At 72.8% G+C, this 18,114-nt stretch carries 15 protein-coding genes; 8 read left to right on the forward strand and 7 right to left on the reverse strand.

What is annotated here, in order from left to right; translation table 11 throughout:
- Position 1 precedes the first annotated feature (1 nt).
- The 4 genes from AAW13_RS32635 to AAW13_RS32650 all read left to right on the forward strand — a co-directional run bounded on the left by AAW13_RS32635 (position 2) and on the right by AAW13_RS32650 (position 4,845).
- A complete protein-coding gene (locus tag AAW13_RS32635; protein WP_107483462.1) occupies positions 2 to 1,012 on the forward strand; it encodes an NAD-dependent epimerase/dehydratase family protein in 1,011 nt (336 codons plus the stop codon).
- Between the two features lie 162 nt (positions 1,013 to 1,174).
- Entirely contained in the window at positions 1,175 to 2,455 is a 1,281-nt protein-coding gene (locus AAW13_RS32640) for a sensor histidine kinase (protein ID WP_046728267.1), read from the forward strand.
- Complete coding sequence (locus tag AAW13_RS32645; protein WP_046728268.1) at positions 2,440 to 3,090, forward strand: response regulator transcription factor; 651 nt, start codon at positions 2,440 to 2,442, stop codon at positions 3,088 to 3,090. Before AAW13_RS32640 ends, AAW13_RS32645 begins: the two co-directional genes overlap by 16 nt.
- A 174-nt stretch (positions 3,091 to 3,264) precedes the next feature.
- Positions 3,265 to 4,845 (forward strand): DUF1996 domain-containing protein, encoded by a 1,581-nt coding sequence (locus tag AAW13_RS32650; RefSeq protein WP_046728269.1) that lies wholly within the window; start codon positions 3,265 to 3,267, stop codon positions 4,843 to 4,845.
- A gap of 92 nt (positions 4,846 to 4,937) precedes the next feature.
- On the opposite strand, the gene AAW13_RS32655 is transcribed toward AAW13_RS32650, so the two are convergent.
- Positions 4,938 to 5,345 (reverse strand): hypothetical protein, encoded by a 408-nt coding sequence (locus AAW13_RS32655; protein WP_071659755.1) that lies wholly within the window; start codon positions 5,343 to 5,345, stop codon positions 4,938 to 4,940.
- 159 nt (positions 5,346 to 5,504) lie between these two features.
- Between AAW13_RS32655 and AAW13_RS32660 the strand changes: the two genes are divergently transcribed.
- The 4 genes from AAW13_RS32660 to AAW13_RS32675 all read left to right on the forward strand — a co-directional run bounded on the left by AAW13_RS32660 (position 5,505) and on the right by AAW13_RS32675 (position 10,210).
- Positions 5,505 to 7,448, forward strand: a complete 1,944-nt coding sequence (locus AAW13_RS32660; protein ID WP_046728271.1) for a hypothetical protein — start codon at positions 5,505 to 5,507, stop codon at positions 7,446 to 7,448.
- A gap of 88 nt (positions 7,449 to 7,536) precedes the next feature.
- On the forward strand, positions 7,537 to 8,433 hold the full coding sequence (locus tag AAW13_RS32665; RefSeq protein WP_046728272.1) for a metal-dependent hydrolase: 897 nt from the start codon (positions 7,537 to 7,539) through the stop codon (positions 8,431 to 8,433).
- Entirely contained in the window at positions 8,430 to 9,464 is a 1,035-nt protein-coding gene (locus AAW13_RS32670; RefSeq protein WP_046728273.1) for a PDR/VanB family oxidoreductase, read from the forward strand. Before AAW13_RS32665 ends, AAW13_RS32670 begins: the two co-directional genes overlap by 4 nt.
- A 56-nt stretch (positions 9,465 to 9,520) precedes the next feature.
- On the forward strand, positions 9,521 to 10,210 hold the full coding sequence (locus tag AAW13_RS32675; RefSeq protein WP_107483463.1) for a TetR/AcrR family transcriptional regulator: 690 nt from the start codon (positions 9,521 to 9,523) through the stop codon (positions 10,208 to 10,210).
- Positions 10,211 to 10,429: 219 nt separating this feature from the next.
- Here the strand turns inward: AAW13_RS32675 and AAW13_RS32680 are convergent, their stop codons facing one another.
- From AAW13_RS32680 to AAW13_RS32700, 6 genes are all read right to left on the reverse strand, one after another.
- Complete coding sequence (locus AAW13_RS32680; protein ID WP_046728274.1) at positions 10,430 to 10,786, reverse strand: 5-carboxymethyl-2-hydroxymuconate Delta-isomerase; 357 nt, start codon at positions 10,784 to 10,786, stop codon at positions 10,430 to 10,432.
- Between the two features lie 68 nt (positions 10,787 to 10,854).
- Positions 10,855 to 11,754 (reverse strand): ABC transporter permease, encoded by a 900-nt coding sequence (locus AAW13_RS32685; RefSeq protein WP_079179053.1) that lies wholly within the window; start codon positions 11,752 to 11,754, stop codon positions 10,855 to 10,857.
- On the reverse strand, positions 11,751 to 12,863 hold the full coding sequence (locus AAW13_RS32690) for an ATP-binding cassette domain-containing protein (RefSeq protein ID WP_052768495.1): 1,113 nt from the start codon (positions 12,861 to 12,863) through the stop codon (positions 11,751 to 11,753). Before AAW13_RS32690 ends, AAW13_RS32685 begins: the two co-directional genes overlap by 4 nt.
- Before the next feature lie 107 nt (positions 12,864 to 12,970).
- Positions 12,971 to 13,126 (reverse strand): VenA family class IV lanthipeptide, encoded by a 156-nt coding sequence (locus AAW13_RS46120; RefSeq protein ID WP_165941413.1) that lies wholly within the window; start codon positions 13,124 to 13,126, stop codon positions 12,971 to 12,973.
- Between the two features lie 47 nt (positions 13,127 to 13,173).
- On the reverse strand, positions 13,174 to 16,038 hold the full coding sequence (gene lanL, locus AAW13_RS32695; RefSeq protein ID WP_046728275.1) for a class IV lanthionine synthetase LanL: 2,865 nt from the start codon (positions 16,036 to 16,038) through the stop codon (positions 13,174 to 13,176).
- A 369-nt stretch (positions 16,039 to 16,407) separates the two neighbouring features.
- On the reverse strand, positions 16,408 to 18,051 hold the full coding sequence (locus AAW13_RS32700) for a fused response regulator/phosphatase (protein WP_046728276.1): 1,644 nt from the start codon (positions 18,049 to 18,051) through the stop codon (positions 16,408 to 16,410).
- Positions 18,052 to 18,114: the final 63 nt, after the last annotated feature.

Genomic DNA, 18,114 nt, shown 5'->3' on the forward strand with positions numbered 1-18,114 from the left:
CATGAGACTTCTCGTGCTGGGTGGAACGGAGTTCGTGGGGCGGACCGTCGTCGAGGCGGCGCTCGGACGCGGCTGGGAGGTGACCGTCTTCAACCGGGGGCGGCACCGGCCCGTCCCCGGGGTGCGGTCGCTGCACGGTGACCGCACCGCGCCCGACGGTCTCGCCGCCCTCGACGGGGGCGGCGAGTGGGACGCGGTCGTCGACACCTGGTCGGCCGCGCCCCGGGCGGTCCGCGAGACGGCGCGGCTGCTGCGGGGCCGCGCCGGGCGGTACGTGTACGTGTCGAGCTGCTCGGTGTACGAGTGGCCGCGCCCGGCCGGTCACACCGAGGAGACGGCCGTGGTGGCGGGGGCCCGGCCGGACGCGGGGCAGACCGAGTACGCGCAGGACAAGCTGGGCGGTGAGCTGGCCGCCGTCGAGTCCTTCGGCCCGGACGGCTCGGTCCTCGTACGCGCCGGGCAGATCCTCGGACCGTACGAGAACGTGGGCCGGCTGCCGTGGTGGCTGAACCGGATCGCGCGGGGCGGCCCCGTCCTCGCACCGGGCCCGCGTGACCTCGCCCTCCAGTTCGTGGACGCCCGGGACCTCGCCGAGTGGACCCTCGGCGCGGTCGAGCGGGGCCTTTCCGGACCGTACAACCTGGTCGGTCCGACGGGGCACGCCACGATCGGCGAACTCCTGGAGGCCTGCCGCCGGGTGACCGGCTCGGACGCGGAACTGCGGTGGACGGCACCGGAGTCGATCCTGGCGGCCGGGATCGAGCCGTGGGTGCAGCTGCCGGTGTGGCTGCCGCCGGACAGCGAGTCGTACGACTGCATGTACGGCATGGACGTCTCCCGGGCCCTGGCGACGGGTCTGGTCTGCCGGCCGGCGGCGGAGACGGTGGCCGACACCTGGAGTTGGCTGCGGGCCGTCGGAGGCGTCGCGCCGGCGCGCGAGGGCCGGCCGGCCGTGGGGCTGGACCCCGATGTCGAGGCGCGGGTGCTCGGGGTCACGGGGGACCGGTCGTGATCAGGGTGCGGGTCCGTGGGGGCTGGTCGCGCAGTTCGCCGCGCCCCTTCGGAGCGCCTTCCCTCGGGGACGATCCGAGTCCCGGGGTGTAGCTGGCACCACCCCCTGACAAGGGGCTTCGGGCCAGTGACCGGGGTCCGCGGGGTCGGACAGACTGGCGCCATGACGACGAACACGAACAGTGGCGGCTTCCGGAGCCGGGCCCGGGAGGTGCTGCTCGCCGCCGTGCGGGGGCTGGCGCTGGCCCTGGTGATCCTGCCGGTCTCGGTCCTCTGCTTCGCCCTCACCGCGGTCTCGGTGGCGCTGATCCCGATCGGCGCCGGGATCGTCACGACCCCCTGGATCCTGGGCGGGGTCCGGGACGTGGCGGACGTACGGCGGCGACTGGCGTACGAGTGGTGCGGGGTACGGATCCGGTCGGCGTACCGGCCGCTCCCGGCGGACGCCAACCCGTGGGCGAAGACCTTCGGGATGCTGCGGGACCCGCAGGTCGGACGGGACGCGCTGTGGCTGTTCGTGGACATGACGGCCGGGTTCGTGACCGCGCTGCTGCCGGCGGTGCTGCTGCTCTATCCGCTGGAGGGGTTCGCGGTGGCCGCCGGGCTGTGGCGGGTGCTCTCCGGCGGCGGCACCTACTGGTACGCGTTCGTGCCGGTCTCCGGCCCGCCGACCGCGCTCGGGGCCGCCGCCACCGCCGTCGTGCTGCTGGTCGGTGCCTGGTACCTGTGCCCGCGCCTGCTCACCGCGCACTTCCGGCTGACCCGTGCCGTCCTCGACCCCGGTGAGGGCGAACTCGTGGAACGGGTGAGGGTGCTGACCGAGACGCGGAAGGACGCGGTGGACACCTCGGCCGCCGAGCTGCGGCGGATCGAGCGGGATCTGCACGACGGGGCGCAGGCCCGGCTGGTGGCCATGGGCATGGACCTCGGGACCGTCGAGATGCTGATGGACAAGGACCCGGCGAAGGCGCGGGAGCTCCTCGCGCAGACCCGGCGGGCCTCCGTGGAGGCCCTGGGCGAGCTGCGGGACCTGGTCCGGGGCATCCATCCGCCGGTGCTGGCCGAGCGTGGCCTCGGGGACGCCGTAAGGGCGCTGGCGCTGCGGCTGCCGGTGCCGACGGAGGTGACCGTGGAGCTGCCGGGACGGGCGGACGCGCCGGTGGAGTCGGCCGCGTACTTCGCGGTGAGCGAGGTACTGACCAACGCGGTCAAGCACTCCGGCGCGGACCGGATCTGGGTGGACCTGCACCACGTGGGAGAAGGCGGCGGGATGCTGCGGATCTCGGTCACCGACCACGGCCGGGGCGGAGCGGTGGTCGGCGCCGGCTCCGGGCTCGCCGGGGTGGAGCGGCGGCTCGGTACATTCGACGGCGTCCTGGCCGTCAGCAGTCCCGCGGGCGGTCCCACCATGGTCACCATGGAGATTCCGTGCGCGTTGTCCTAGCCGAAGACCTGTTCCTGCTGCGCGACGGACTGGTCCGGCTCCTGGAGGCCTACGGCTTCGAGATCGTCGCCGCCGTCGAGTCCGGCCCCGAACTCGCCCGTGCGCTGGCCGAGTCGGAGCCGGACGTGGCCGTGGTGGACGTACGGCTGCCGCCCACGCACACCGACGAGGGGCTGCAATGCGCGCTCACGGCGCGGCGGGACCGGCCGGGGCTGCCGGTGCTGGTGCTCTCCCAGCACGTCGAGCAGCTCTACGCCCGGGAGTTGCTGGCGGACGGCAGCGGCGGGGTCGGGTACCTGCTGAAGGACCGGGTGTTCGACGCGGAGCAGTTCGTGGACGCCGTACGACGGGTCGCGGCGGGCGGTACGGCCATGGATCCGCAGGTGATCCAGCAGTTGCTGGCCCGCCGGGCGGACGACCGGCCGCTGGGCGGCCTGACACCGCGCGAGCTGGAGGTGCTGGAGCTGATGGCGCAGGGCCGGTCGAACGCGGCGATCGCCGGGCAGCTCGTCGTCACGGAACGGGCCATCGCCAAGCACACCTCCAACATCTTCACCAAACTGGGACTCGAGGTGTCGGACGACGACAATCGGCGCGTCCTCGCGGTGCTGGCCTATCTCGACCGCGACCGCTGATTTTCCCGGAACTTCCGCAGCTCAAACGGCAGTTGTGCCCCAAGTGCGTAACAAATCTCTGATGAATTTGTGAGGCGGCTGAACACCACTGAGATGAGGTGCGTATGAGAAGGCGCCGCTTCACTCCTGTCGGGCGCCTCGATGCCGCCCCGCAAGGAAGGTCTGAGGAGTTCCATGGGACGCAACATACGCAAACGCCGCTCGCCGCTGGCTGTCAAGGTCACCGCCGCAACGGCGGCCGTCGCGCTCGGCGGGGGCGGGCTGCTCTGGGCACAGATGAACGCTTCGGCGCACGAGTCGAACAACTCCGCCCAGAACTACACGAAGGCCGCTGCCGCCACGGTGGCGACCATCTCCTGCCCGGACGTCGGCCAGAAGCTGACGAGCGTGCCGGCCAAGGCGAAGATGGGGGTGGCGAAGGAGCTGGCGAACCTCGACAAGCAGATCACCGAGGCCTACTCCCGGCTCGCTTCCACGCGCCAGGCGCAGACGAACGACGCCAACTTCGTGCAGAACGCGATCGTCGGCCCCCTGAAGGACAAGCGGGCGGCCACGATCGACCGGATCCGGATCGACATCACCCGGGTCGGCGGGCAGTTCAACAGCTCGCTGTCGCAGCTCGCGGCCTGCACCACGCAGACCGCGAACCAGACCACCGCGGGCCGTGGTGGTGGCCGTGGCAACGGTGGCCAGGGCCAGAACAACGGCGGCCAGAACAACGGCGGCCAGAACAACAACAACGGCGGCCAGAACAACGGCGGCAACGGGCAGGCCACGGCCGCTCCGAGCGCCAGCGCCAGCACCCCGGTCGACGTGGGCATCGGCGGCCAGGCCGGCAACGGCCCGACGGCCGCGGACTTCGTGGACATCACGAAGGCCGCCGCGAACGTCCAGGGCAAGCCGCAGAACGGCCAGCAGGCCTCGACCGGTTCCTTCACCACCAAGTGCGGTGTGAACGCGAACAAGAACCACAACACCGACAACGTGATCGTGGCGCCCGGCGTGACCAACGGCGCCCACCACCTGCACGACTACGTGGGCAACCAGAAGGTCGACGCGTTCGCCACCAACGACACGCTGATCGCCGACCAGACCAGCTGCCAGAACCAGAGCGACCTGTCGGCGTACTACTGGCCGGTCGTCCGTGAGCAGGACGGCTCGCAGGACTTCGACCAGAACGCGGCCGGCGGTGGCACCGAGGGCAACGTCGGCAAGATCCTGACCCCCGTCCAGGCGCAGATCAAGTACGTCGGCTCCCCGGCCAGCAAGGTCACCGCGATGCCGCAGTTCCTGCGCATCATCACCGGTGACGCCAAGACCACGACCAACGGTCTGGCCAACGCCAACGCGCACTGGAGCTGCACCGGCTTCGAGAACAAGGTTCAGCTGACCGAGCAGTACCCGATCTGCCCGCAGGGCAGCCAGGTGGTCCGCACCTTCGCCTTCCAGAGCTGCTGGGACGGCACGAACATCGACAGCGCCAACCACCGCACGCACGTCGCGTTCGCGGACCCGGCGAGCGGTGTCTGCGGGAACGGCTTCAAGGCGATCCCGCAGCTGACGATGCGTCTGGTCTACAACGTCACGCCTCCCAGCATCGTCAACGGCCAGGTGAAGAACGCCTACGCGGTCGACGGCTTCCCGGAGCAGCTGCACAAGGCGGCGACCGACCACGACGACTTCATCGCGGTCTTCAAGAACAACCTGGCGAACACCATCGCCAACTGCATCAACTCCGGCAAGAAGTGCCAGTAGGCACTGACTAGCGGATAGCACGGAAGCGGGCGGTGGGATTCTCCCACCGCCCGCTTCCGTGTGCGCGTGCCGTCCGGTCCGGCCGGTACGGCTCAGCTGGTGTGCTTGCTGTGGTCGGTACCGGTCTCCTCCCAGCCGCCCAGGGTGTTCTGAAGCGTCTTGACCAGCTTGTCGGTGCCCACCACGACCCACTTGCGGCCGACGAGGTAGAAACCGCCGTAGTCCTTCGCGTCGTTGATCCACTCGCGCTGGCCGCGGTCGGTGGCGAAGGTGGCGAAGACGAACTTGCCGGCGGGAACCTTGCAGATGGCCTGGCGGACCTCGTCGGAGTCGATCTGGATGTCCGGGGTGCACTTCACCTTGGCGGCCAGGCTCTCCAGGCTGCCGGTCGCGGTGACCGGGATCTTCGTCTCCGCGCTGCCGTCGCCGGATCCGCAGCCCGCCAGCGCCAGTACGGCCACGGCGCCGGCCGCCGCGAGCATCGGTCGGGTCAACCTCATCTGTTCCTCCGGTCGCGTTGCTGGGCCTGGGATGCCTCCGGGGGCCCTCCCCATCGATACGGCTGTGGGCCACGGGGCGCTCAAATCGAACGCGGGTCCAGGATGCCGTGCTCACCCGGGTGGCGGTGACCCACCGACGACTGGCTCGTTCACCAGGACGTGCAGTCACAGGACGTAGCGTCACAGGATGTAGCCCAGCCACACACAGCCGCCTCCGCCGGAGCCCCGGGTCCGGCCGTCGACGTCGAGCAGGCCGAGGCCGCGCTCGTCGAGCACTACCCACGGCTGGTCCGGCTCGCCTATCTCGTGCTGCCACCGGGCCCGGGCCGCGGCCGCCGCGTCCTGACCGCGCACGCCCTCGTCCAGCGGGCGCTGCCCCGCGGCCGCACGCAGGCCCCCGCCGTGCCCGCCCAGTCGGCCGGCCGGGACACCGACCCCGGGTACGCGCTCGTCCGGCTCGAAGTGGTACGTACGGCACTGGAGGCGGGCCGCCCGCTCAGGCTCACCGCGTGGCCCAGGCGCGCCCAGCTGCCGCCGCTGTTCCCCCAGGTGTGGGGCCTGCGGCTCTTTCCGCGCTCCGGCGGCGCCGACGAACTCGCCCTGGACCAGCGGCTGGCCACCCTCTCCGGCCCGGCCCGGGCCGCGTACGCGCTGCGCGGGCTCGAACGGCTCCCCGACGGCGAGGTCCGCAGGATCCTCAGGACGGCCGGGGTCGACCAGCCGGAGGCCGCGCTCGCGGAGGCGAACGGCGTGCCGGCGGAGTACCCGCTGCTCGACTCCCCCGAGTTCGACCCGTGTTCGCTGCACGCCCGGCCCACCGACCTGAGGCGCCGCCGCCAGCACACCAGGGCGGCGCTCGCCGCGGCGGCCGCGCTCGCGGTCTGCGGGGCGCTGGTCGCGCTGCCCGGCGGCGGCTGGGGCGCCGACGGCGCGGCCGCTCCGGTGTACGCGCGGAACCCGGCCGCCCAGGCCGCCCTGGACCCCGCCCGGCTGACGAAGGTCCCGGCCACCGCCTGGAAGACGGCCGCCCGTACCGACTTCTCCGTGTGGCCCGCGCGTGGCGCCCTCACCGGCGACACCGCGCTGCTGCGCCGCGCCCTCGCGGTCTGGGCCCGTCCGGGCCCCACGGTCCGGGTCTCGGCGACCCCCGGCACCCCGACCGGCGGCCCGTCCGGACCGCCCCAACTGCTGTACGCGGGCATCGTCGACAGCGCGCGCGTGGCGGTCTTCTACGACGGTCTGCGCATCGCCCGCTACGCCGAGCCGAAGGACGGCACCGCGGGCGCGGCGCTGGACTTCGCCCGTGTCGACGGCGCGACCGGCACGGAGGCGAGCGCGCTGGTGCTCGGCCGGGCCGACGGCAACGTCCGCTATCTGACGGCGCCCTGGGTGACCGGTGCGGCCGAGCGAGACCTGATGAAGCCGGCCGCGCCGGCGACGGACGTGGGGCTGACCGACGGGGTGACCGGGCCGCTGGCCAGCGCCGCGCTGCGACAGGGGGCGTGCACGTCCTGGGAGGTGCTCCAGCTGACCGACGCGCAGGGGGTGCGGCTCTCGACCGACCTGGGCGAGCTGGTGCCGGCCCATCTCACCGCCGGGCAGCCCGGACGGGCCGGGGAGGTCGACGGGGCGGCGGCACTGCGGGACTGGGCGCCGTTCGCCTGCTCGCTGGCCGCCGAGCGTTCCGCCGGGGTGCGCAGTGTCAACGCGTGGGCGTTCGCCGCGCAGCCGCTGCCGGAGGCCGGCGGCACCGGGTCGTGGGTGTGCACCCGGGCGGAGACCTGGCGGGGCGACGGGACGGTGTCCCTGGCGCAGTTCCGCACGCCGGGCAGCCGGTACGGGGCGGTCGCGGCCAAGGGGGCCGATGTGACCGCCTGCGGCCCGCGCGATCCGCAGGTGCTGGCCGGGGTGTTGTGGAAGTCCGGGGGCGGGCAGTGGTACCTGCTGGCCGCGGGCGGCCGCGACACCACGTCGGTCCGGGCGACCGGAGGGGTCACCGCGTCGGCGCCGGGCGCGCTGCTGGCGGCCAAGGCGAGGCAGGGGGCCCAGGCCTCCCTGAAGGGCACGCTGGCGGGCGGGCGCGAGATCGGCGGACTGCGCTGAGCCAGGCGCCTCCCCCTTGCTGACACTCTTGTAAACAAGGTCCGTCACAGCTCTTCTCAGCCCGGCTACCCGTCAGTACATTGACGCCATGTCCAACAAGTCGCCGCGACCGGTGGAGTGCGGGCACGTCCCGCTCCAGGCCCGCAACGTGTCCTTCGCCTGGGAGGACACCCCGCTGCACTGGGTGCCCGGCGATCCGTTCGCCACCCACACCATCAACGTGCTGCACATGCTGCTGCCCGCCGGTGAGCGGTGGTTCGTGCACGTCTACAAGCAGGTGCTGCCCCTGATCCGCGACGAGCGGCTGCGCGCGGACGTCGTGGGCTTCATCGGGCAGGAGGCGGTGCACTCCCAGGCCCACGACGAGGTGCTGCCGCACCTCAGGAAGCTGGGGCTGGACCCGACGCCGTACACCGCGCAGGTCGACTGGTTCTTCGAGAAGCTGCTCGGCGACCGCACGCTGCCGCCCGGGAGAGCCCGCCGCTGGTGGCTCCTCGAACGGGTCGCGCTGATCGCGGCCATCGAGCACTACACCGCCTTCCTCGGCGACTGGGTGCTCAACGCCGGGGAACTGGACCGGCGGGGCGCCGACCCGACGATGCTGGACCTGCTGCGCTGGCACGGCGCCGAGGAGGTCGAGCACCGCTCGGTCGCCTTCGACCTGTTCCTGCACGTCGACGGCGGCTACGCGCGCCGGGTGCGGACCTGGGCGACGGCGTTCACGGCGATCGTGTTCCTGTGGCAGCGCGGCGCCCGTTTCTTCATGGCGAACGACCCGACGCTGCACGAAGGCCGCGCCCGGCTCCGGGACTTCCACATCGCGGGCCGGCGCGGCACGCTCCCGACGACCGGCGCCATGCTGAGGTCGGTCCCGCGCTACCTCAGCCGCGGCTACCACCCCTCACAGGAGGGGTCCACCGCCCAGGCGCTCGCCTACCTGGCCTCCTCCCCCGCAGCCTCGGCCGCCGAGCGGGAGGGCCGGTGAGAACACCAGGACTGCGGACCGCCGTCGCGGTGGCGGGCGCCGCGCTGCTCGCCAGGCGGGCCCTGCGCCGTCGTATCGAGGACTCCCCGCTGTGGCCGCTGCCGGCCCTGGACCCGCCGACCTCCGGGCGGCCGCGTTCCCGGGCGCTCAGGCTGCTGGTCACCGCGCACCGGACGGTCGCCGACGGAGTCGTGCAACTGCGCCTGGCAGGCGAGCGGTTGCCCACCTGGGAGCCCGGCGCCCATCTCGACGTCGTGCTGCCATCGGGGCTGGTCCGGCAGTACTCGCTGTGCGGGGACCCGGCGGACACCTCGTCGTACACGATCGCCGCCCGGCTGGTCGCGGGCGGGCGGGGCGGTTCGCGGGAGCTCCACGAGCAGGTCGTCGAGGGCATGGAACTGGAGGTGCGCGGACCGCGCAACCGCTTCCCGCTGGTGGCCGCCGACTCCTACGTCTTCGTCGCCGGAGGCATCGGCATCACCCCGATCCTGCCGATGCTGCGGGCGGTGCCGGACGGGGTGGAGTGGCGGCTGCTGTACTGCGGGCGGACCCGTGCCTCCATGCCGTTCCTGACGGAGCTGGCCGGGGACGAGCGGGTCACGGTGGTCGCGGAGGACACGGACGGGCGCCCGGACCTCGGCGCGTTGCCGGTGCCGGCGGGGGCGGCGGTGTACTGCTGCGGCCCCGAGGGCTTGACGGCGGCGGTGGAGGAGCGGTTCCCGGCCGTCCGCCTGGAGCGGTTCGCGCCGCTCGCCGACACCGGCGAGGACCGGCCCTTCGAACTCGAACTCCGGCGCAGCGGGAGGACGTTGACGGTGGCGGCCGACACGTCGGTGCTGGCCGCGGTGCGGGCGGAACTGCCCGACACGCCCTACTCGTGCGCACAGGGCTTCTGCGGGACCTGCCAACAACGGGTCCTGGAAGGGGAGGTGGCGCACCGGGACGAGCTGCTCACGGACACGGAGCGTGCCGACTCGATGCTGATCTGTGTGTCGCGGGCGCGAAGTGGGAGACTTGTGCTGGATATGTGAACCCGGGTGCCGGGTCGGGGCCGTGGGAGGCCGAATCCGATCGGTAAGGTGTTCGCATGAGTACCGGGGTACGCCGCAGACTGGGAGTCGAAGAGCGGCGGCAGCAGTTGATCGGCGTAGCCCTCGAACTGTTCAGCCGCCGCTCGCCCGACGAGGTCTCCATCGACGAGATAGCCTCGGCCGCGGGTATCTCGCGGCCGCTGGTCTACCACTACTTCCCGGGCAAACTCAGCCTGTACGAGGCCGCGCTGAAGCGTGCCTCGGAGGATCTCGCGGGCCGCTTCACCGAACCGCACGAGGGTCCGCTCGGCGCCCGGCTGCTGCGTGTGATGCGCCGCTTCTTCGACTTCGTCGACGAACACGGGCCCGGTTTCGCCGCGTTGATGCGCGGCGGGCCCGCGGTCGGGTCCTCCGCCACCAACGCGCTCATCGACTCCGTGCGGCAGGCCGCGTACGAGCAGATCCTCTCCCACCTCGGCGTCACCGAGGCCCCGGCCCGCCTCGAACTCGTGGTCCGCTCCTGGATCTCGCTCGCCGAGTCGACGGCGCTGATCTGGCTGGACGGCCGGCGCATCCCGCGCGGCGAGCTGGAGGTGCAGCTCGTCCATGACTTCGCGGCGCTGACAGCGGTGAGCGCCGCGTACGACGAGGAGATGAGCGCGCTGGTGAAGCGGATGGTGGCGGGAGAGCCGACGGACGGTCCGTTCGCCGACCTGGCCGCCCGGCTCATAGCCCTGGCCGGCTGAGGGCGCCCACCGGGCTGCCGCCTGTGCCGTCGAGCGGGTGCGGCGCCGCGGTGGCCGGCCGCGCAGTTCCCCGCGTCCCTTACGGGGCACTGCCGGATCCGCGCCCCGAAGGGGCTCTGGGGATACCCCCGGCCGAAGGCTGGGGGCGGAACTGCGCGAGCGACCACGACGGCGCGACAGCCGGACAACCGGACAGTCGGACAACCGACGGAAGCGGACCTAGCTCTCGTACTTCCGGTACGAGGGATCCAGGTCCCGCACCTCCGCGGACGCGTGCAGTACGAACCCCTCCGGCTTCAGGTGCTCCCGCAGCAACTCCAGAGTCGTCTCGGTGAGCTTCGCCTTCGTCTCGTCGGTGCGGCCGGCCAGCAGGCCGAAGGTCACGTGGACGATGACATGCGCCCCGTCGGCGTCGTAGCCGTAGGCCGTGTCGCCGGCGGCACGGAACAGGGTCTTGCAGGCCTCCGGCTTGGCGGCGGCGATCTCGACCACGGCGGTGTGCAGCGCCCGGGCGAAGCCCGCCTTGTCGAACGCGGCGTCCGCCGTGGCGGAGTAGTCGACGGTGATCTGCGGCATGAGCACTCCTGTTCTACGGCAACTGGCGCCCAGCCTAGAGCCCGTCGTGGCGGGCGGGCGCCGGGCCGTCACTCGGGGCGGCCGAAGCGGCGGGCGGCCCAGACCAGGGCCAGGGCCCCGCCGGCCAGCAGGAGGGCGCACTCCAGGAGCAGCGGAGGCTGCCGGCCGGCCCACTCGACGCCCATGGCGGCCGCCTGGTGCGGTACCCGGAGCGCGATGCAGCGGCGGAGCAGGTCCACCCCGTAGGCGAGCGGGTTGACGACGGTCAGCACGTGGGCCCAGCGCGGCAGGTTCTCCAGCGGGAAGAAGCCGCCGGAGAGGAACAGCAGCGGCATCATCACCAGGCCGAGCAGCATCTGGAAGATCTCGGGCCGTTCGAGGCTCACCGCCAGCAGCAGGGACAGGGCCGTGATGGTGAAGGAGGCGAGGAGCAGGGCGGCGAGGAGCAGTACCAGCAGCAGCGGGTCGTAGGGCAAACCGACGGCGCCGCCCAGGCCGAGCAGGACGGCGCCCTGGACCGTGGAGACGAGGGTGCCGCCGGCGCAGCTGCCGAGCAGGAGGGTGGGCCGGCTCACCGGGACCATCAGGAGTTCGCGCAGGTAACCGCTCTGCCGGTCGGTGATCAGGCGGATGCCGACGATGATGGCCGGCGCCTGCACCGTCATGATCAGCATGCCCGGGAAGAGGTAGGCCTGGTAGCCGACGCCCAGTGAGGAGCCGGGGATCAGGGCGGCCAGACCGCCTCCCAGGACGAAGAGGTAGAGCACCGGCTGGAGCAGCATCAGGGCGGTGTGGACGCGCTGGGCCGACAGGCGCAGCAGATCGCGGTGGACCAGGGCGTGGACCGCGCGCAGTTCGTGGCGCGGGGAGATTCCCGGGGCGCGGCCGGGGCCGCCGGCGTCCTCCGGGGTGCCAGGGTCCTCGGGGGCGCCGGGGGCGTCCGGGGCCGGCGGGGCGGATGCGGTCATGGGGCCTCCTCGGCCGCCGCCGTGGGGCCGCCCGGAACGGGGGCCGCCGGTGTCCCGTGGGGCGGGGGGACGTGGATGCTGCGGCCGGTGTGGTGGAAGAAGACGTCGTCGAGGGTCGGCGGGGTCGCGGACGCGGCGTGCACCGCGATGCCGTGGCCCGCCAGCGCCACGCACAGGCGTGGGATCCAGGCACTGCCGTCGGGCACCCGCAGCCGGACGCCTTCGGTGTCCAGGGTGACGGTGACGCCCGCAGGCATGGCCTGGGCCACGACCTGTCGTGCCGCCGGGTCGTCGCCGGTGCGCAGCACCACCCGGTCGTCCCCGATGGCGGCCTTCAGCGCGCGGGCCGTGCCCTCGGCCACGAGCCGGCCGTGGTCGATGATGCCGAGGCGGTCGCAGTGCTCCGCCTCCTCCAGGTAGTGGGTGGTGACGAAGAGCGTGCAGCCGTGCCGGTCGCGCAGTGCCCGCAGGTGTTCCCAGACCTGGGCCCGGGCGTGCGGGTCGAGGCCGGTGGTCGGCTCGTCGAGGAACAGCACCCGGGGCGCGTGCAGCAGACCGCGGGCGAGTTCCAGCCGGCGTCGCATGCCGCCGGACAGGGTGCGCACCGGGGAACGGCGCCGGTCGGCGAGACCGACCGTCTCCAGGGTCTCGGTGACGCGCAGCCGGGCTCGGCGGCGGCGCAGTCCGTAGAGGCGGGCGTGGATGTACAGGTTCTGTTCGGCCGTCAGGTCCGGGTCCAGGGCGCTGTGCTGGAACAGCATCCCGACCGCTCCGCGGACCAGGTCCGGCCGGCTGCGCACGTCGGCGCCCGCCACCGTGGCCTGTCCTGCGGTGGGGCGGGCCAGGGCGCACAGCAGGGCCAGGGTGGTGGACTTCCCCGCGCCGTTGGGGCCGAGGAAGGCGAAGGTCTCACCCTCGAACACGTCCAGGTCGAGGCCGCGGACGGCGTGGGTGGTGGTTCCGTCCGGGCCCGGGTAGCTCTTGACCAGGCCGCGGATGCTGATGGCGGGCTTCGGCCGCGCGGCGGGCCGCGTGACGTCCGGGCCGGTACGGGCCACGGTCAGGGAGGTCGGTCGGGTGGGGGCGTCGTCACCGGCATGTGGCTGCATGGTCGGGTCCTCGTCCACGGGGGTGTCTCGCGCGGTCCTGCCGGCCGTGGCGGCGTCGGCTCCGGCCGGTGGCCGCCCGGGGGCGGTCACCGGCCGGAGTATCTCGGCTAGGCGCAGCTGACGCCCACACAGACGGTGTTGAGCAGCGTCAGGAGGCCGACGCACGCGCACGTACCGGAGAACGACGCTCCGTCGAAGTCCACCGGGTCGGTCTCCGGAAGGGCGTGCAGTTCGGCCAGCAGCTCGAGGGCCTGGTTCTCCATGACATTCTCCTTCTCTTGTGCGGTGGCGGCAGGAGGGTTCCTGTCGCTCAGCCCGGCAGCTGGACGGTCCAGTGCCGGGGGTCGGTGTGGCGGGTCCTCAGGAGGAACGCCAGGATTCCCGCGGACCCGTCGCTCCAGCTCGTCGAGACGTCCCCGTACTCGTTGGGGAAGACGACGTGGCCGGCGCGGTGGGCGCGTTCGCGGACGATGAGGCGGGCCAGGTCCTCGGCCATCGCTCGGTAGGCGGGGTCCCCGGTGGCGTCGGCCATGTCGAGGAGGAAGTCGCCGTTGCCCGCCAGCCCGTGGCACTGGGCGAGGGCGGCCCGGGAGGCGCGCTCCACGACGGCGTGCGCGGCGCCGCGGGCGAGGTCGCCGAATCGTTCGTCCCCGGTCCGCTGCCAGAGACGGACCAGGAAGGAGCCGATGCCCGCCGAACCGTGGCACCAGTACGGGGCCGTGGGCGGATCGGTGACCTGGGCCGGCCACTGGGCGGCCCGGCCGACCAGCACGGCGTTGGCCACCAGGTGCTCTCCCGCCGCCACCGCCAGCTCCAGGTGTTCCACCCGGTGGGAGACGGCCGCCGCGGTGAGGAGGAAGGCGCCGATACCGGCGGTGCCGTGCGCGAAGCCGAGATAGCGTTTGCCGGCCTCTTCGGAGACTGCTTCCGCGGGGACGGGCCAGCTCACGCCGGACGGTTCGGGCCGCGCGGCGGCGGCCAGCCGGTCGGCCGCGTCGACGACCGGCTCGGCCAGGCGCGGGTCGCCGCTGCGCTGCCACAGGTGGGCGGCGGCGAGTCCGCTGCCCGCGCAGCCGTGGGTGATGTCGTGGCTGGGCGTCGGCTCCAGCGGGGCCAGCGCCAGGGCCAGGGCGTGGTCCGTGAGCGTGCGGTCGTCGAGGGCACGTCCGGCGTCGTACAGCGCCCAGGCGATCCCGCGGCCGCCGAAGTGCAGGCCCGGACGGATGGAGCGGGTGTCGGTGCGGGCGACGATCCAGTGGCCCGCGGTGCGGATCAGGTCCGGCAGGCGCGGGTCGCCGGTGAGTTCGAAGTACCGGGTCAGGACCGCCAGTACGCCTGCCGCGCCCTGCTGCACGGTGCAGGGGTCGGTCTCCCCGGCCAGGGTGGACACGGGCCACAGCCGCCGGCCGTCGGCGGGGGTGATCGTGTCGACGAGGTGGTTCACCATCCCGGTGACCGCGTCCGGTACCGCCGTGCCGGGTCCGGCTGCGGGGCACGGCTGTCCGACGGCGGGGCGCGGCTGTCCGGCGGCGGTCCGCGGGGGTCCGACGGCGGGGCGCGGTTGTTCGTCGGCGGTCCGCGGGGGTCCGACGGCGGGGCGCGGTTGTTCGTCGGCGGTCCGCGGGGGTCCGGCTGCGGGGCGCGGCGGTCCGGCGGCGGGGCGCGGCGGTCCGGCTGCGGGGCGCGGCTGTTCGGCTGCGGGGCGCGGCTGCTTCGCCGGGTCCGCCTCGCGCAGCGCCGCACGTGCCCTGGCGGGGTCCCAGCGTTCGCCGGGAGCGTCCTTCATCAGCCCGAGGATCGTCTCCGGCACCCCGTCCGGCAGATGCAACGTTTCGTCACAGGCGGCCAGCCACTCGGCGAACCGTTCCTCCGCGGGCCGGCCGGCCGGTTCCTCGGGCAGCAGGTTCGGCACCTTCCCGGCGAGCACGAAGCACACGGTGGCACCGAGGCTGTAGTAGTCGGCGGTCGGGGAGACCGGGGCGTCCGTCAGGCGCTCGGGGGCGCTGAAGCCCGGGGTCCCCACCCGGGTCGGGAGCGGGACGTCGTCCGCCAGGACGGCGAGTTCCAGGTCGATGAGGCGCAGTCGGCCGTCGGGGCGGACCATGACGTTGCCGGGGGTGAAGTCCCGCAGCACGCAGCCGCGGGCGTGGGCCGCCGCGACCAGTTCCACCAGGCGGCCGGCCTGGGCGAGCGCCTCCGCCCGGTAGCGTTCGCTCCCGACGTCACGGAAGCGTTCGGCGACCCAGGTGCGCAGGGGCACACCGGGCACCTCCTCCTGGGCCAGGAACAGGTGCCCGCCCGTCTCGAACATCGCGAGCGGTTCCGGTGCCAGTCCCGTGCCCTGGAGCTTCTCCAGCGTCCTGGCCTCGGCCCGCAGCCAGTCGCGGACGTCGGAGCCGGACGCGTCGGCCTCGACGTGCGGCCGGGCCTCCTTGATCACCACGGGGGCGCCCGTGGTGACGTCGGTGCCCCGGTAGACACCGCCCTTGTTGGTGTGCCGGATCGCCTCCCGTACCGAGAACCGGCCGCCGAGCAGTACCGGACGGTTCGCCGCCTTCTTCGGCCGCGGGGGCAGCGGTACCGAGGCGGGAAAGGGGCTGACCGCCCAGGCGGGCGGGGAGTACTGCCCGGTGCGCTTGTCCTCCACGGGATTTCCGTCGGGGTCCTCGATGAACCACACCAGCAGACCCTGGTCCGACAGTCGCCGGCGGCCGACGAAGGCGCCGTAGCGGTAGTGCACCAGACTGTGCGGGGCATAGGGCTGGTCGGACAGGATCCGGGGGCCGGCCAGGCCCGCCGTGGCTTTGTGCAGCTCCAGCGCCAGCCGGGCCGCGGCCTCGTCGGAGGATGGGTACACGGTGATGAACTTGCCCGAGTTTCCGCGCGGTGTGGCGCGGGAATTGAGCGCGCTCACCTGTTCGAGAGAGCGGACGAACTTGAATCCCGACTCCTCGTGGAGGAGGACTTCCAGGGCTTTCTCGAGCACTTCGGGAGCGGAAGCCGCCGTCGCGGAGACGTGCAATTTCCAGCCCTGCCTGAGTCGCATACCGGACTGGTGTGCAAGGCGGCACCACATCTCGTCCGCGTCGGTCGTCCAACGCGCGCCGGCACCTGAGGTCCGTAACGCGCGGCGAAGCAGATTTTCGAGGTCGACTTCGGTTGCGTGGCTCGTCATGCGTGTCCCTCTCAACGGCGAGAACCGCTGGTTGGAATAGCCTTCGGTGAGAAGAAACGTACAACACGCTTCGACCTGACGTCACTTACTTCGGTGAGCGCACGGTGTTGTATCGGCAATACTCGGCGCAGTCCGGCGCAAATGGAGGCGTATGAACAAATTACAGTGTGCACCAATTAACCGCGAATCAAATCCCGGTGAAAGGGATGGATTCAGGAGGCCTCAGGCGGCTCGTGGGCCCCAGCTTTACCAGCGGATCTTATGCGCAGGACGGAAAAGGAACCCCACGGCGAAGGCTATCGGCACGGAATGCTTCGTGCCACTTTCCGGTCGCCTTTCGATTCCGCTCGGTTGCGCACGATTCCGACCTCAATTTCGTCGGCTTTGAAATCCGTTGGACCGGCGCAGCGCCAGCAGGGCGACGTCGTCCTCGCGGTCACGGCCGAAGCAGGCGAGGAGGGTGTCGCACAGGGCGTCCAGACCGGGCAGCGCGCCGACGGCGGCGGCACGGAGCTGCTCCATGGAGACCGCGATGTCGACGCCACGGGTCTCGATCAGCCCGTCGGTGACCATGAGGAGCCGGTCGGAGGGGGCCAGCACCAGCTCGGTGGGCGGCGGGTGCGGCAGGCCCACCCCGAGCAGCGGGCCGGCCGCCTTGACGTACTCGGCGCCGCCGTCGTCGCCGAGTATCAGCGGCGGGATGTGGCCCGCGTTGGCGATCCGGGTGCGCCCGCTCGCCGGATCGATCAGAGCCAGGCAGAGGGTGGCCGTGACCTCGGCGTGGTAGTGCTGGAGCAGCTGGTCCAGCCGCTCGGCGAGCACGGCCGGGTCGTTCTCCGCGAGACAGTACGCGCGCAGCGCGTGCCGCAGCTCGACCATGACGGTCGCCGCTTCCAGCGAGTGCCCCACCACGTCCCCGACCGCGGTGAGCACCTGGTCGCCGACCCGCAGCGCGGAGTAGAAGTCGCCGCCGATCTCCGTCTCCTGGGAGGCGGGCTCGTACCGCACCGCTATGTCGACGCCCGGCAGTTCGGGCAGCTGGTGCGGGCGGGGCAGGAAGCTGTGCTGGAGGGTGAGCGCGACATGGCGTTCCACCTGGTACTTGAGCAGCGGCTCGGCGGCCAGCGCGGTGGCCTGGGCGAGCTGGGCGAGCAGCGCCTCGTTCTCGGGGCTGATCCGGCGCTGTCCGCGGGTGGGCGTGGCCAGGCACACCGGCACCTTGCCGTCCTGGGTGAGGACCAGCGTCAGCCGGGCGTCGTGCTGCACCCCGGGCCGGAAGAACCCGGCGGGCCACAGCGGGGCCGGCACGGTGGTGATCTGCACCCCGGACTGGCCCCGGGTGAGCCGCCTCAGCAGCCCGGCCACGTCCCGGTGGGCTCCCTCGTCCGGCAGCGCGAGGGAGCTGCGCTCCCGGTACAGGCCGCGGTACAGCTCGTCGTTCTGGTCGAGGACGAAGACGGCGGCGGGGCAGCCGAGGAGCCGGGCGGCGCCGTCCGCGGCGGCGTCGGTCAGCTCCTGCGGCGAGCGCGCCGACTGGATGGTGACGATCGACTCCGACAGCAGCCGCAGCCGTCGTACCAGTGCCTGGTCGTCGGCGCGCAGCCGGGCGGCGCGCACCGCGGCCCGGACCGCCGCCTCGATGTCCGCCGGTTCGGCGGGCACCGTCAGATACGCCTCGGCACCCATGTCCAGCCCCGCGCAGCGGTCCGCCGGGGCCGCGGGGAGGGCGGAGAAGTGCACGACGGGCAGCCCGGCCATGTGCGGCCGGTCCTTGAGCCGGCGGCACAGTTCGAAGCCGCTCATGTCCGGCAGGCGCACGTCGATGAGGGCCACGTCGGGCAGGGCGCCCTTGCGCAGCCGGACGTCGAGCTCGCCGAGCGCCTCCTGCCCGCTGGCGACCGCGACGACCTCGTGACCGGCCCGGCGCAGCACGGTGCCGATGGCGTACCGGCTCGCGGGCTCGTCGTCCACGACCAGCACGGTCGTGTCTGTCAGCTTGCCGTTGACGTCCATACTCCCAGCCCCTGGACAAAAACCGGTGGGGCGGCACCCGGTACCGGGTGCCGCCCCACCAAC

The sequence above is a fragment of the Streptomyces humi genome, assembly GCF_001005085.2.
Taxonomy (GTDB): Bacteria; Actinomycetota; Actinomycetes; order Streptomycetales; family Streptomycetaceae; genus Streptomyces; species Streptomyces humi.